This window comes from Micromonospora sp. WMMA1949 (genome assembly GCF_027460145.1).
Lineage (GTDB): Bacteria > Actinomycetota > Actinomycetes > Mycobacteriales > Micromonosporaceae > Micromonospora.
This window is the reverse complement of the sequence record NZ_JAPZBG010000001.1, coordinates 2,564,698-2,577,616: the sequence shown is the minus strand read 5'-3', so window position 1 is coordinate 2,577,616 and position 12,919 is coordinate 2,564,698. Positions and strand designations below refer to the sequence as shown.

11 protein-coding genes are annotated in these 12,919 nt (G+C 71.6%); 5 read left to right on the top strand and 6 right to left on the bottom strand.

Going from position 1 to position 12,919, the window contains the following annotated elements; all coding sequences use genetic code 11:
• Window positions 1–18: 18 nt before the first annotated feature.
• From O7607_RS12170 to O7607_RS12155, 4 genes are all read right to left on the bottom strand, one after another.
• Complete coding sequence (locus O7607_RS12170) at window positions 19–669, bottom strand: aminodeoxychorismate/anthranilate synthase component II (protein ID WP_269703212.1); 651 nt, start codon at window positions 667–669, stop codon at window positions 19–21.
• Window positions 670–674: 5 nt separating this feature from the next.
• The gene (locus O7607_RS12165; protein ID WP_269703211.1) at window positions 675–947 is read right to left on the bottom strand and encodes a hypothetical protein; all 273 of its coding nucleotides are present in this window, start codon (window positions 945–947) and stop codon (window positions 675–677) included.
• A gap of 3 nt (window positions 948–950) precedes the next feature.
• A complete protein-coding gene (locus O7607_RS30565) occupies window positions 951–1,850 on the bottom strand; it encodes a class E sortase (RefSeq protein ID WP_442929478.1) in 900 nt (299 codons plus the stop codon).
• Between the two features lie 851 nt (window positions 1,851–2,701).
• Complete coding sequence (locus O7607_RS12155) at window positions 2,702–3,508, bottom strand: DUF881 domain-containing protein (RefSeq protein ID WP_269703208.1); 807 nt, start codon at window positions 3,506–3,508, stop codon at window positions 2,702–2,704.
• A gap of 230 nt (window positions 3,509–3,738) precedes the next feature.
• Between O7607_RS12155 and O7607_RS12150 the strand changes: the two genes are divergently transcribed.
• Together O7607_RS12150 and O7607_RS12145 are read left to right on the top strand one after the other, a co-directional pair.
• On the top strand, window positions 3,739–4,002 hold the full coding sequence (locus tag O7607_RS12150; RefSeq protein ID WP_269703207.1) for a cell division protein CrgA: 264 nt from the start codon (window positions 3,739–3,741) through the stop codon (window positions 4,000–4,002).
• Window positions 4,003–4,181: 179 nt separating this feature from the next.
• On the top strand, window positions 4,182–6,380 hold the full coding sequence (locus tag O7607_RS12145; protein WP_269703205.1) for a (Fe-S)-binding protein: 2,199 nt from the start codon (window positions 4,182–4,184) through the stop codon (window positions 6,378–6,380).
• Window positions 6,381–6,446: 66 nt separating this feature from the next.
• Here the strand turns inward: O7607_RS12145 and O7607_RS12140 are convergent, their stop codons facing one another.
• Window positions 6,447–7,124, bottom strand: coding sequence for a GOLPH3/VPS74 family protein (locus O7607_RS12140; protein WP_269703203.1), 678 nt, complete (start codon window positions 7,122–7,124; stop codon window positions 6,447–6,449).
• A gap of 82 nt (window positions 7,125–7,206) precedes the next feature.
• Between O7607_RS12140 and O7607_RS12135 the strand changes: the two genes are divergently transcribed.
• From O7607_RS12135 to O7607_RS12125, 3 genes are all read left to right on the top strand, one after another.
• Entirely contained in the window at window positions 7,207–8,514 is a 1,308-nt protein-coding gene (locus O7607_RS12135) for a hemolysin family protein (protein ID WP_269703201.1), read from the top strand.
• Complete coding sequence (locus tag O7607_RS12130) at window positions 8,507–9,511, top strand: hemolysin family protein (RefSeq protein WP_269703199.1); 1,005 nt, start codon at window positions 8,507–8,509, stop codon at window positions 9,509–9,511. The genes O7607_RS12135 and O7607_RS12130 overlap by 8 nt, the downstream gene beginning before the upstream one ends.
• 170 nt (window positions 9,512–9,681) lie before the next feature.
• Window positions 9,682–10,692, top strand: a complete 1,011-nt coding sequence (locus O7607_RS12125) for a C40 family peptidase (protein ID WP_269703197.1) — start codon at window positions 9,682–9,684, stop codon at window positions 10,690–10,692.
• A 65-nt stretch (window positions 10,693–10,757) separates the two neighbouring features.
• On the opposite strand, the gene O7607_RS12120 is transcribed toward O7607_RS12125, so the two are convergent.
• Complete coding sequence (locus tag O7607_RS12120; RefSeq protein WP_269703195.1) at window positions 10,758–12,791, bottom strand: N-acetylmuramoyl-L-alanine amidase; 2,034 nt, start codon at window positions 12,789–12,791, stop codon at window positions 10,758–10,760.
• Between the last annotated feature and the right edge of the window lie 128 nt (window positions 12,792–12,919).

The following is a 12,919-nucleotide window of genomic DNA, read 5'->3' as shown; positions in this document are numbered from 1 at the left end:
GGCGCGGGGTGCGGTGGGTCAGGCCGGGGAGAAGGCGGCCTGGCGGCGGGCGTCGACCTCGGCGGCCAGCTCCGGGGCCCGCTCCAGCGCCGCGGGGTAGCCGCAGGCGGCCAGCCAGTTCGCCAGCATCAGGTGACCACCCTCGGTCAGCACCGACTCCGGGTGGAACTGCACGCCCTCGATCGGCAGCGTGCGGTGCCGCATCGCCATCACCACGCCGGAAGCGGTGCGGCCGGTGACCTCCAGCTCGTCGGGCAGCGTCTCGGGCAGGACGGCCAGCGAGTGGTAGCGGGTGGCGGTGAACGGGTCGGGCAGGCCGGCGAGCACGCCCACACCGTCGTGGCGTACCTCAGAGGTCTTGCCGTGCAGCAGTTCCGGCGCGCGGGCCACAGTCGCGCCGAACGCCTCGCCGATCGCCTGGTGACCGAGGCAGACGCCGAAGATCGGGAGCTTGCCGGCATACTCGCGGATCACGTCCAGGCAGATGCCGGCGCGGTCCGGGCTGCCGGGACCGGGCGACAGCAGGACACCGGCGGCACCGGCCCGGCCCACCTCGGCGACGTCGATCTCGTCGTTGCGCCGCACCTCGCAGTCGGCCCCGAGCTGGCCGAGATACTGCACGAGGTTGAAGACGAACGAGTCGTAGTTGTCGATCACCAGTACGCGCATCGCTGTCACCTGTTCGGGGTGGGGGGTGGGGCGTTGTTCGTCTCGGTGCTGTACGGCAGCTCCTCCTCGCCGGGCAGCCCGGTCGGTTCGGTGATCCCACCGTCCCCGGGTACGCCGGAGTCCTGGGTGACCTGCACGTCGTCGAAGGGCAGCAGCGGCTCGGCCCACGGGAACACCACGAACCAGAGCAGCGCGACGGTGGCGGTGGCCAGCACCAGCGAGCCGATCAGCTTGCCGGGCAGCCCGAACGGCAGCTTGCGCCAGATCCACGAGTACACGGCTCACGCCTCCAGTTCGGCCGGGCGGCCCGCCGACTTGGCCTGGGTGTGGTCCAGCCGGGCGTGGATGATCAGCCGCTGGTAGTTGTCGAACTTCGGATTGCAGGTGGTGAGCGTGAGCAGCTTCTCGGTGGGCTTCTGACCCGGCTTGCCGGGCACCGGCGCGACCACCTCCACCTGGGACGGCTTGACGATCCGCTGCTGGTAGACCCGGTAGACGAGCCACTCCGTCTTGGTCTCGACCACAATCGGGTCGCCGGTGGCCATCTCGTCCAGCCGCCAGAACGTGGAGCGGATCCGGTGGCCGGCGACGGAGAAGTTGCCCACCTCGCCGGGCATGGCACTGTCCGGGTAGCGGCCCGGCGCGTACCGGATGTCGTCCGGGCTGACCCCCTCGACCACCACCCAGTGTTTGTCGAACTTGGGGATGTAGAGGCCGGCTACCGGCCTGCCCTCGGCCGGTGGCTTCGGCTTCACCGTCGGCCCGGTGGTCGGGCCGACTGTCGGGTCCGCCGCCGCGTCCCACTCCTGGGCGAGCTGGCTGCTCAGGTCGTTCTGGTGGGCCTCGACGATGACCGCCTTGCCCCAGATCTCGTACCCGGCGAAGAGGAGCACCACCAGGCCGAACGTGATCAGCAGTTCACCGGTGCCGCGGACGACGGTGCGCAGCCGGGAGCCGACGGTGGGGCGGGTCAGCTCGGAGTAGACGCTGCGGTACCCGTCGCCGGTCTGCTCGGGTCGCAGTTGCACCACCCGCTCGCCGCGCCGGGGGCGAGGCGGCTCGGCGGGCGGCTCACCACCGCCGTCACCACCACCGTCGTCCGGCGGCGGGGGCACCGCGCCCATCAGCCCGGTGGCGTCCAGGTGGGGATCCCTCGGCGGCCGGGTGACGGCGGGCAGCACCGTGGTGGCTCCGGGATCGACCGGAGGATTCCGGTCCGCGCCGGCCGGTCCACCGAAACGGGGTACGCCGGGCGGCCGTTCCGCACCCCCCGCCGGTCGGCGACCGGCCTCCGGCGGGCGTCCGCCGGTCTCCCCCGGGCGGGCGCCTGCCTGTGGTGGTTGTCCACCACGGTCACCGCGTTCGGGCGGGATCGCCCCACCGGTGAAGTGGCGGACGGCGTTGTGCGGCGTCGGCCCGTAGGGCCCCGGTCCCGCCGGACGGCCACCCGGCAGGGTCGGAACGTCGCCGGGCGCGGCCGGGCGCATCCCGGGGGCGCTGCCGCCCCGGGGTGCCGGCCCTTGGGGTGTAGGACCGTTCTGCGCCGGCCGATGACGCGCGGGACTGTGCTGTGCGGGACCGTTCTGCGCGGGACTGTGCTGCGCCGGCCCGTTCTGCGCCGGCCCGTGGTGCCCGGCCCCCTGGTGCGCCGGCCCCTGGTGCGCGGGGCCGGCCGGGTGGGGCGTACCCCTGGGGGGAAGCTCGCCGGCCTGCGGGCGGAACCGGGGGGCGGCCTCGGCGCGGGAGGCGCTCGTCTGCTGGTGCGCCTGACTGCCCGGCCACGGCGGCGGCGGAGCGACCGGCGTGCCGGTCCGTGGCGGGGCGGAGGGCGGCGGGGCGGAGGGCGGTGGAACGGGCGGCCGGGTGTCCGGGCCGCGTCGGGCCGGGGCGGTGTGTGCCGGACCGGCGTCGGGCCAGGGCAGGTCGAGCGGGGGTGGCGACGCCGGGGCCGGGCGCTCGACCCGGGACAGGAACGCGGTCGGCTCCTCCTCCCGGCGGTCGTGGCCGGCGCGTTCCCGGGGGTCGCCGCCGGTCACCGGGGCACCGTCGCCGACTGCAACGCGGTGGAGTCCTCGAACGCCGGCACGGTGACTGTGGAGACGCGCTCGACATACCCGAGCTGGTAGTGCTCGGCCACTTCCTTGAACACCCGCACTCCCTCAGAGGCGGCGAGCGCCCGCTGGAGTTCCGCGGGATCGCCGATTGCCACGATCTTGAAAGGAGGGGAGTACACCCGGCCGTGCAGCAGCAGGGTGTTACCGACGCAGCGTACCGCGCTGGTGCTCAGGACGCGGACGTTCATGATTGACATGGCCTCCGCGCCACCGGCCCAGAGCGCGTTGACGACCGCCTGCACGTCGCCCTGGTGCACCACCAGGTCGTCGTTGCTGGCGCCCTTCGGCAGCGGCTGGTCGGGCCGGCGGTCGGCGTCGTTCAGCTCGACGGTCACGCCGTTGCCGGTCAGCGCGGTGAATCCGGCGCCCTGCCGGCTCGCGGCGGCCCGGTCCCGTTCGGTCTTGATCGGCCCGTCGGCGCCGGCGAGCGCGGCGGTCTGCTCCTCCACCTCGGCGCGGAGCCGGGCGGCCTTCGCCTCGCTGGCGGCGACCTCCTCACGGCGGTCCTCGATCAGCTGGGTGAGCTGGGGCCGGCGGTCCTCGCGCAGGGAGGTGCCACCAGCGGTGGTGGCGGTCGTGGTGAAGAGCAGACCGGCCGCGGCGGCGATCAGGGGTACGCCGACGGACCAGCCCGCGCGGCGCTGGCGTGCGCGCCGGGGCAGCAGGGCGGCTGCCGCGCGGCGGAGGACCTTCTGCCAGGAGGCGGCGCCGGACGTGTACTCCACCGGGCGTTCCCTTTCCCGTCGTCTCGTTCCGGCCCGCGCCGGTGCGAGCCGACCTGCTCGACCCGGAAAGTCCGCTCTTTCCGGTTACTGAGTGCACCGTCCTGGCCCCATTCATGGCCTGGACGGTCCGTCGGGACTACGCTAGCTGTCGAACATTATTGGCCATGGACCGTCGCCCTCGCGCCCGGTTGTCAGGCCGGACGAGGTCGTACCCCCCTCTGGAGAGCGTCGTGCCCAAGTCTCAGGTCCGCAAGAAGAAGGTGTACACCCCGCCGACGGACGTACGTCCGACGGCGACGGCGTCGACGCGCAAGCCTAGCCCGATCTGGCTGCCGTTCACGGCGGTCTCGTTGATCGTGGTGGGCATCGGCTGGCTGGTGGTCTACTACCTGTCCGAGCAGGCGTATCCGGTCGCCAGTTGGGGTTACTGGAACCTCGCCGTGGGCTTCGGCGCGATGGTCTCGTCGCTGATCCTGCTCTCCCGCTGGCGCTGATCCGGCGCTGCCCCACCCCGGCGTAGGTCACGCCACGCCGCCCCTGCCCGGCGCTTCGACGCCGCTCCACCTAAGGTGTGCGCAGGGCGGCGTGGCCTGGTGCGAGAAGACTCACGTTACTGCTGGGTAACCTTGCGCGTAGGCTGCACGGACAAGCAGCAGACCGGGAGGCCAACTCGATGGGCAGCGTCCAGATCGTCACCACGATCCTCGCGGCCGCCATCACCGCCGTTGCGGTGTGGCTCGCGGTACGCGCGGTCATGCAGATGACCGCCGTCATCCGGCTCGGCCAACCTGCGCCGGAACGGTTCGGCGACAAGGGCGCGCGTACGAAGAAGATGCTGGTGGAGACCGCCGGTCACACCCGCATGCTCAAGTGGAGCGTGGTCGGCGCGGCCCACTGGTTCGTGATGGTCGGCTTCATCGTGCTGTCGCTGCTGGTGCTGGAGGCCTACTTCGAAGTGGTCTCCACCGGCGGCGGCCTGCCGATCATCGGGCACTGGACGATCTTTGGTCTGGTCACCGAGTGGATCGGCATCCTCGGCCTGGTCGGGATTCTGGTGCTGATGGCGATCCGGCTGCGCAACCGGCCGGGCCGCGCGGAGAACCGGTCCCGGTTCACCGGCTCGACCATGTGGCAGGGCTACTTCGTCGAGTGGGTCGTCCTGCTGGTCCTGATCTTCGGGTTCGTGATCCGGGGCTTCAAGGTCGCCACCGACCACTTCGAGTACCCGGTCTGGGCCGCCCCGCTCAGCCATGCGGTCGGTTCGGTGCTCCCGAACTGGGAGGCCGGCGTCAGTGTGGCCGCCCTCATCAAGATCTGCATCTCGATGACCTGGCTCATCGTGATCTCGCTGAACGTCACCATGGGCGTGGCCTGGCACCGCTTCCTGGCCTTCCCGAACATCTTCTTCAAGCGCGACCCGGAGAAGGCGGCCGGCTCCGGTCTCGGCCCGCTGCGCCCGATGACCAGCGAGGGCAAGCCGCTCGACTTCGAGGAGGCCGACCCGGAGAAGGACCAGTTCGGTGTCGCCCAGGTCGAGCAGTTCAGCTGGAAGGGCCTGCTCGACTTCAGCACCTGCACCGAGTGCGGCCGCTGCCAGTCGCAGTGCCCCGCCTGGAACACCGGCAAGCCGCTGTCGCCGAAGCTGCTGGTGCTGAGCCTGCGCGACCACGCGTACGCCAAGGCGCCGTACCTGCTGGCCGGTGGCGGCAAGGACCTCACCGGCGAGGAGAAGGCCACCGAGGCGCAGCTCGCCCACATGGACGTGCTGGCCCTGGCCGAGGCGGACCGGCCGCTGATCGGCACCGCCGAGGAGGGCGGTGTCATCGACCCGGACGTGCTCTGGTCCTGCACCACCTGCGGCGCCTGCGTCGAGCAGTGCCCGGTCGACATCGAGCACGTGGACCACATCGTCGACATGCGCCGCTACCAGGTGCTGATCGAGTCGAGCTTCCCGTCCGAGGCCGGCGTCATGCTCCGCAACCTCGAGAACAAGGGCAACCCGTGGGGTGCCCCGCAGAACACCCGCGAGGACTGGACCAAGGGCCTCGGGTTCGAGGTGCCGCGCGTCGGCGAGGTCGACGACTTCGAGTACCTGTTCTGGGTCGGCTGCGCCGGCGCGTTCGAGGACCGGGCCAAGAAGACCACCCGCGCGGTCGCCACGCTGCTCAACGAGGCGGGCGTCAAGTTCGCCATCCTCGGTGAGGGCGAGACCTGCTCCGGTGACCCGGCCCGGCGGATCGGCAACGAGTTCGTCTTCCAGATGCTCGCCCAGCAGAACGTCGAGACGCTCAACGAGGCGTTCGAGGGCCGGGAGAAGAGCAAGCGCAAGATCGTCGCCACCTGCCCGCACTGCTTCAACACCCTGGGCAACGAGTACGGCCAGCTCGGCGGCGAGTTCGAGGTGGTCCACCACACCCAGCTGCTGGCCCACCTGGTCAGCGCCGGCAAGCTCACCCCGGTCCAGCCGGTCGACGGCGGCGTGACCTACCACGACCCGTGCTACCTGGGCCGTCACAACCGGATCTTCGCCGCTCCGCGTGAGGTGCTCGGCGATTCGATCCAGGGCGAGCTGACCGAGATGCCGCGCAACAGCGAGCGCTCCTTCTGCTGCGGCGCCGGCGGTGCCCGGATGTGGATGGAGGAGAAGATCGGCAAGCGGATCAACGTGGACCGGGTCGAGGAGGCCATGGCCACCGGCGCGAAGACCATCGCGGTCGGCTGCCCGTTCTGCTCGACGATGCTCAACGACGGCGTGAACGGCAAGGGCGCCGGCGAGGACGTCGAGGTGGTCGACGTGGCGAGCGTGCTGCTGCGCTCGGTCAAGCCCGAGGCCCCGGCCGGTGAGCCGGAGGTCGCGCCGACCGCGAGCTGAGGCGTACACCCGGCGGAAGCCGGACCACGACGGCGGCGGCACCCGAGCGGTGCCGCCGCCGTCGCTTCAGCTGGTCGTGGTGGTCATGATGGCGGCGCTCGTCCCGGCCGTCATCGCGACCATCAGCGCGGCCTGCATCTCCTCGATCGCCTTCCTGGTGGCGGCCGACGCCCAGTCACCGGCGGCGATCTCCTCGATGCGCGCCTTGACCCGCTCCTTCGGCATCTCGCGGAAGATCTTGCGGTCGAGGCCGACCGCGCGGGTCAGCGTGAGCAGCGCGGCGGTCCGGGCGTCGACCGGGCCGTCGGTGGTGAGCGCCGTCGCCATCCGCTCCCGGGCCGCGGTCTCCACCGCCGGCTCCGCGCCGGTCGGCGAGGGATAGCGGGTACGCGGGAAGACCAGCAGCACCCGGTCGGACTCCCGGCGCAGGATTCCGGCGTCGACGAGCCCGCCGAGCACCCGGTCCGGTAGGCCCCTGGCGAGCTTGCCGATCCAGTCCTTCGGCTTGCGGGGGCGGCCGGACCCCACAGTCGCCAGCGCCTCGTCCAGCAGCGGTACGCCGGTCGGCGCGGGATCGGTGACCACGAGCCGCTTGTCCACCACCTCCACCCGGCCGGCCAGGGCCAGTTCCAGCAGCACCGCCCCGGCGAGGCCGTAGCCGAGGTGCGGACTGCCGAGCCGGTTCGCGCCGTCGTCGTCGTAGGCGAGCAGGACCAGTTCGTCGGTGAGCAGCAGGCCGTCCATGCGTCCCACGCTACGGGGGGCCCGCCATCGGCGCGCGCGTGCCACAATCACGCGCATCGACGGCCTTCTGCTTCTGACGCTGTTGCCACTGGTCGGTTTCGTGCTGCTGACCGCCGGCAACGCCTTCTTCGTCGCGGCCGAGTTCGCCCTGGTCACCGTCGACCGGGCGGAGATCGACAGGCGGGCCGACGAAGGCGACGGCCGGGCCGTCACGGTCCGCCGCGCGCTGCGGGAACTGTCCTTCCAGCTCTCCGGCGCGCAGCTCGGCATCACGCTCACCGCGTTGCTCACCGGCTACCTGGCCGAGCCCGCCCTGGCCCGGATCTTCGCGCCGCTGCTGCGCCCGCTCGGCGGCGCGGAACGCTTCTCCGGCCTGCTCGCGCTGGCTCTCGCCACGCTCATCTCGATGCTGTTCGGCGAGCTGGTGCCGAAGAACCTGGCGCTGGCCCGCCCGATGCCCGCGGCGCTCGCCACCGCCGCGCCGATGCGGGCCTTCTCCCGCACGTTCGGCTGGCTGATCCGGCTGCTGAACGAATCCGCGAACCGGCTGGTGCGCCGCCTCGGCGTGGAGCCGCAGGAGGAGCTGGCGAGCGCCCGTTCCCCGGAGGAGCTGGGGTTGCTCGCCGCCATCTCGGCCCGGGCCGGCGCGCTGCCGCCGGACACCGCGATGCTGCTGCGCCGCACCATCCGTTTCGGCGACAAGCGGGCGGCCGAGGCGATGACGCCCCGGGTGGACGTCACCGCGCTGCGCGCCACCGCGACCGTGGCGGAGTTGCTGGAGGCGTCCCGGCTGACCGGCCGGACCCGGTTCCCGGTCTACGAGGAGACGCTCGACCTCGTCACCGGCGTCGCCGGGGTACCCGACGCGCTGGGGGTGCCGCTGGCCCACCGGGCCGCCACCACAGTCGCCTCGGTGGCCCGGGAACCGGTGTACGTCCCGGAGAGCCTGAACCTGAACGGGGTGCTGGCCGCGCTGAAGGCCGCCGGGGCGGACCTGGCGATTGTGGTGGACGAGTACGGCGGCACCGACGGCGTAGTAACTGTGGAAGACCTCGTGGAGGAGCTGGTCGGGGAGATCGCCGACGAGTTCGACCCGGACGCGGTGGACGGCTTCGGGCCGGCGGAGCTCACAGTGCCCGGCGGCGAGCGAACGGTCCTGACCGAAGGTGTGCTGCGCGCCGACGAGCTGGTCGAGCAGACCGGGTTCCGGCTGCCCGACGGGCCGTACGAGACGCTCGGCGGGTTCCTCATGGCGCGGCTCGGCCACATCCCGCTGCCGGGCGAGACGGTCGACGAGGCCGGCTACGAGTTCACTGTGGTGGAGGTCGACCGGCACCGGATCGAGCAGGTGCGGGTGGTGCGCCCCGAGGAGCCCGACGACGGTGCCTGAACTCCTCCTGGCAGTGGTTCTGCTGCTCGGCAACGCCTTCTTCGTGGGCAGCGAGTTCGCGCTGATCGCCTCCCGGCGTACGGTGATCGAACCGCTGGCGGCGACGTCGAAGCGGGCCCGGCTGGCGCTGGCGGCGATGAACCAGATCCCGCTGATGATCGCCGGGGCGCAGCTCGGCATCACCGTGTGCTCACTCGGCCTCGGCGCGATCGCCGAGCCGGCACTCGCCCACCTGCTGGAGCCGGCGTTCGCCGCTATCGCGCTGCCCGCCTCGGCGGTGCACCCGGTGTCGTTCGTCATCGCGCTGGCGGTGGTGGTGTTCCTGCACACCGTGGTCGGCGAGATGGTGCCGAAGAACATCACCCTGGCCGGTCCGGAGCCGTCGGCGCTCTGGCTCGGCCCGGCCATGCTGGCGTTCTGCCTGGCCACCAAACCGCTGCTGCTGACGATGAAGTGGGCGTCCCGGCAGGTGCTGCGGTGGTGGCGGGTGGAGGCGACCGACGCGGTGAAGACCGTGTTCACGGCCGAGGAACTGGCCGGCCTGGTGTCGCAGGCGCGTACCGAGGGGTTGCTGGACGCCGAGGAGCACGCCCGGATCACCGGCGCGCTGGCCCTGCACAGCCGTACCGCGGCGGACGCGCTGCAGCCCTGGTCCACGGTGACCACGGTGGCCGAGGACGTCTCACCGGCGTCGCTGGAGGTGCTGGCGACCCGTACCGGCCGGTCCCGCTTCCCGGTGGTGCAGCGGGCCACCCGCCGGGTGCTCGGTTTCGTGCACGTGAAGGACGTGCTCGGGTACGCCGGGGCGAGCCGCCGGGCACCGGTGCCGGCCGACATCTACCGGCCGCTGGCGGTGGTGCCACCGGACCGTACGCTCGCCGATCTGCTGCTCGCGATGCGCCGCGAACGCCGCCACATGGTGCTGGTCAGCGACGGACGCCGGCCGATGGGTGTGGTGACGCTCGACGACGTATTGACAGCCATCGTCGGAAGATGAATTGAATACCCTTGGTGTGCAACCGATTGCGGATACGTGATTGAACAAACGGTCGCCTTGATTCCATCGGGCGCCTTCCCTAATGTGGGGCACCGACCGCTGTGGGTCGTCTGCCTCGACCTTCCCTCTCGCGAGGCGCCCGGCGGTCGGTTGCAAAGGAGTCCGTGCCGGTGGCAACCACGCCCCCTCAACGTCACGCCCCGAGCGCTCCACCCGGCCGGCGGGCCGGGTTCCAACGGGTGGTACGCCGTCTGGTCACCCTGGTCGCGGCCGCCGCGGTCGGCGCCGGCATGCTGACGGCCCCGGCGCACGCGGCGCCGTCGGTGGACGAGATCGACGCGCAGATCGACAAGCAGTGGGAGCAGCTCGAACCCACCATCGAGCAGTTCAACAAGGTCCGCTCGCAGCTCCGCGCCAACCAGAAGAAGTCCAAGGCGCTGAAGGACAAGATGGTGCCGCTGGAGCTGGCCTCCACGCTCGCCATGAACAAGGTCGGCGACATCGCGGCCCGGTACTACATCCAGGGCCCGTCGCAGGAGCTGGGCGCGCTGCTGGTGAACACCAAGCCGGGCACGCTGGCCGAGCAGCTGGTCATGCTGGACCGGATCGCCGACGACCAGCGCCGCCAGATCGCCGGTGTGCTCAAGGTGCGCGACGAGTACAACAAGCAGAAGGAAAAGCTCGACGCGCTGATCGCGCTGGAGATCAAGCAGCAGAACGACCTCGCGGCGAAGAAGAAGCAGATCGACTCGGAGATCAAGCGGCTGACCGCCATGCTCCCGGTGACCTCGATCCGCCCGGCGGGCTGCCCCAAGATCGACGGCGTGGTGAGCAGCGCCGCGCGGACCGCCATCAAGACGGCGTGCGCCCAGGTCGGCGACCCGTACGTGTGGGGCGCCACCGGCCCGAACTCGTTCGACTGCTCCGGCCTCACCCAGTACGCGTACAAGGCGGCCGGCATCTCGCTGACCCACTTCACCGGCGCCCAGTGGAACGAGGGCCGCAGGGTCTCCCGTTCCGAGGCACGCCCCGGTGACCTGGTGTTCTTCGGCTCCGACCTGCATCACGTCGGGCTCTATCTCGGCAACGGGGTGATGGTGCACGCGCCACGTACCGGTAAACCGGTCCAGGTGTCGAGCATCAACACCCAGCCACTGGCCGGTTTCGTCCGGGTCAGCTGACAGCGGTCACACCGAAAGGCCCCCGGTCCGCAGGGACCGGGGGCCTTCGCGTTCTCGTGGAAAGGTCAGCGCGGCGTGCCGACCGGGGACGGCAGCACCAGCACGTCGTCCAGGTTCACGAACATGATCCGGTGGCCGAACTGGACCTGCACGTACTTGTTCTTGCCGCGGACCACGGTCCGGTCACCCGGTGCCGAACCGTCGAACGAGACCGCCCGGTAGTACTCGCCGGGCAGCACCCCGCCCACCGCGTACCGCTGGCCGGCGGCGAACGTGTACTGCAGCGGCGAGATGGTCTGGTACGGGATGGTGTCCGGGTAGGCGGCCTGCTCCGGGTAGGCCCGCCCGTACACCGGGATGGTGGCCTTGCCGGGCCGCGGCGTCACCACGAAGCCGGTGGCCCACTTGGCGGTCGGCGCGGAGGCCGGGTTGAGGAACCAGGCCTTCTGGCCGAGGTACCAGATCGCCGTCCAGTCGCCCTGCCGGCCGGCGAGCGCGTACGTCTGGCCGGCGGAGGCGCGGGCGCCGTGGTCGGAGATGTACATCGTGTCCGGCGTGCCGTCCGGGCGCAGCCCGAGGTCGTTGACCAGCGGGGCGTCCGGGCTCGGCGCAGTCCGCAGGATCACCGACGAGGAACCGCGCGACGGGCACGGCTGCGCCGGCGGCCGGGGCGTCGGGACGCCGGGCGGCTGCTGGTTGCAGCCGGTGAACGTCGGCCGGTTGGTGGCGAAGTCCGGGTCGATGGTGACCAGGCCGGTACGGGGCGTGCCGGTGTTGCGGAACGGCGCCTTCATCAGGTCGAAGTAGTGCGACCAGTCCCAGTACGGTCCCGGGTCCCAGTGCATGCCGCCCACGTTGGCGGCGGTGATGCCGGGCACGTTGTCGTGGCCGATGATGTGCTGCCGGTCCATCGGGATGCCGAACTTCAGCGCCAGGTGACGCACCAGCTTGGCGGAGGTGCGGTACATCGCCTCGGTGTACCAGGTGCCCTGACCGGCGAAGCCCTCGTGCTCCAGGCCGATGGACTTGGCGTTGACGTACCAGTTGCCGGCGTGCCAGCCGACGTCCTTGGTCTTGATGTGCTGGGCGATGTAGCCGTCCACCGAGCGCAGCGTGTAGTGCCAGCCCAGGTAGTCGGCGCGCTTGACCAGGTCGACGCTCGGGCCGAAGTAGCCCTCGGTGTCGTGGATGACGATGTACTCGATCTTCTGCTGCTTCGGCCGGTCGGCCAGGTCGTGGTTGCCGTAGTCACCCGGGTCGTCGCTGAGTTGCTCGTAGGGCGCCGGAATCCACTCGCAGGCGAGCCGGACCGGGCACTCCAGTCCGTCCGGCCGTTCGGCGTTGCGCAGGCCGAGACGCGCCAGCCGGGAGCGGTCCGGCGTCGCGGCGGTGGCGGCGAGCGTCACCCGCTGGCCGTCGTCCGTGGTCCGGCTCGCGCCCTGGCCGAGCTGGTCGTACACCTCGTCGGCGAAGGCCGCCGCGGCGTCGGAGGTGTCCGCGCCGGAGTACCGGGCCACCGCGCCGTACCAGGCCGCCGGGTCGGTGCCGGCACCGACCGGCCCACCCAGAGCCTTCTGGTACGACGCCAGCAGCGCCGCGCCACCGCGGATGTTCGCGGCCGGGTCGGTCCGCAGCGTGCGCGCGTCGAGCCCGGTGAGCGCGGCTGCCGCGTCGAGCGTCTGGAGCGAGGCGTTCGGCAGCGGGGTCTCCCGCTTCGGCGCGGCCGCGGTGGCCGGGTCGAGCTTCAGTGGGCGGGCGTCGTCGCCGCGCGGGTCCTCGTCCTCGTCGACGTGGGCGCTGCCCGGTGTGGCGAGGATGTGGGCGGCGTCGGTCAGGTGCATCGGGCCGTAGCCGCCGCTGGTGCTCGGCTGCCCCGGGTGGGTGTCCCAGCGGGATTCCAGATAGGAGACACCGAGCAGCACGTTCTGCGGTACGCCGTACTCGGCCGCGGCGGCGGCGTATTGTTGTTGCCTGTCGCTCGCGGGCGCGGACGTGTCCGGCGCGGCTGTCACCGGGCCGGTCGTCGCCAGCGCGGTGGCTGTCGCCACGGCGGCGGCGAGCAGTATCCGTCTGCCCGACGGCGGGGCGGAGAGGAGCATCGAACCTCCTGGACAGGGATGGGGGTCACTGCGTCTCCACCCTCACTCCGTACACCCGCAGGGGTCAATACCTTTCCACTGAGTAATCAGCTTTGAAAGAAAACTTCACCTCTGCCCGGGATGCGGCC

What these genes read in the sequence shown, in the direction of transcription:
- O7607_RS12170 (WP_269703212.1), bottom strand. Translation starts at nt 669, where the DNA reads ATGCGCGTACTGGTGATCGACAACTACGACTCGTTCGTCTTCAACCTC.
- O7607_RS12145 (WP_269703205.1), top strand. Translation starts at nt 4,182, where the DNA reads ATGGGCAGCGTCCAGATCGTCACCACGATCCTCGCGGCCGCCATCACC.
- O7607_RS12140 (WP_269703203.1), bottom strand. Translation starts at nt 7,124, where the DNA reads ATGGACGGCCTGCTGCTCACCGACGAACTGGTCCTGCTCGCCTACGAC.
- O7607_RS12120 (WP_269703195.1), bottom strand. Translation starts at nt 12,791, where the DNA reads ATGCTCCTCTCCGCCCCGCCGTCGGGCAGACGGATACTGCTCGCCGCC.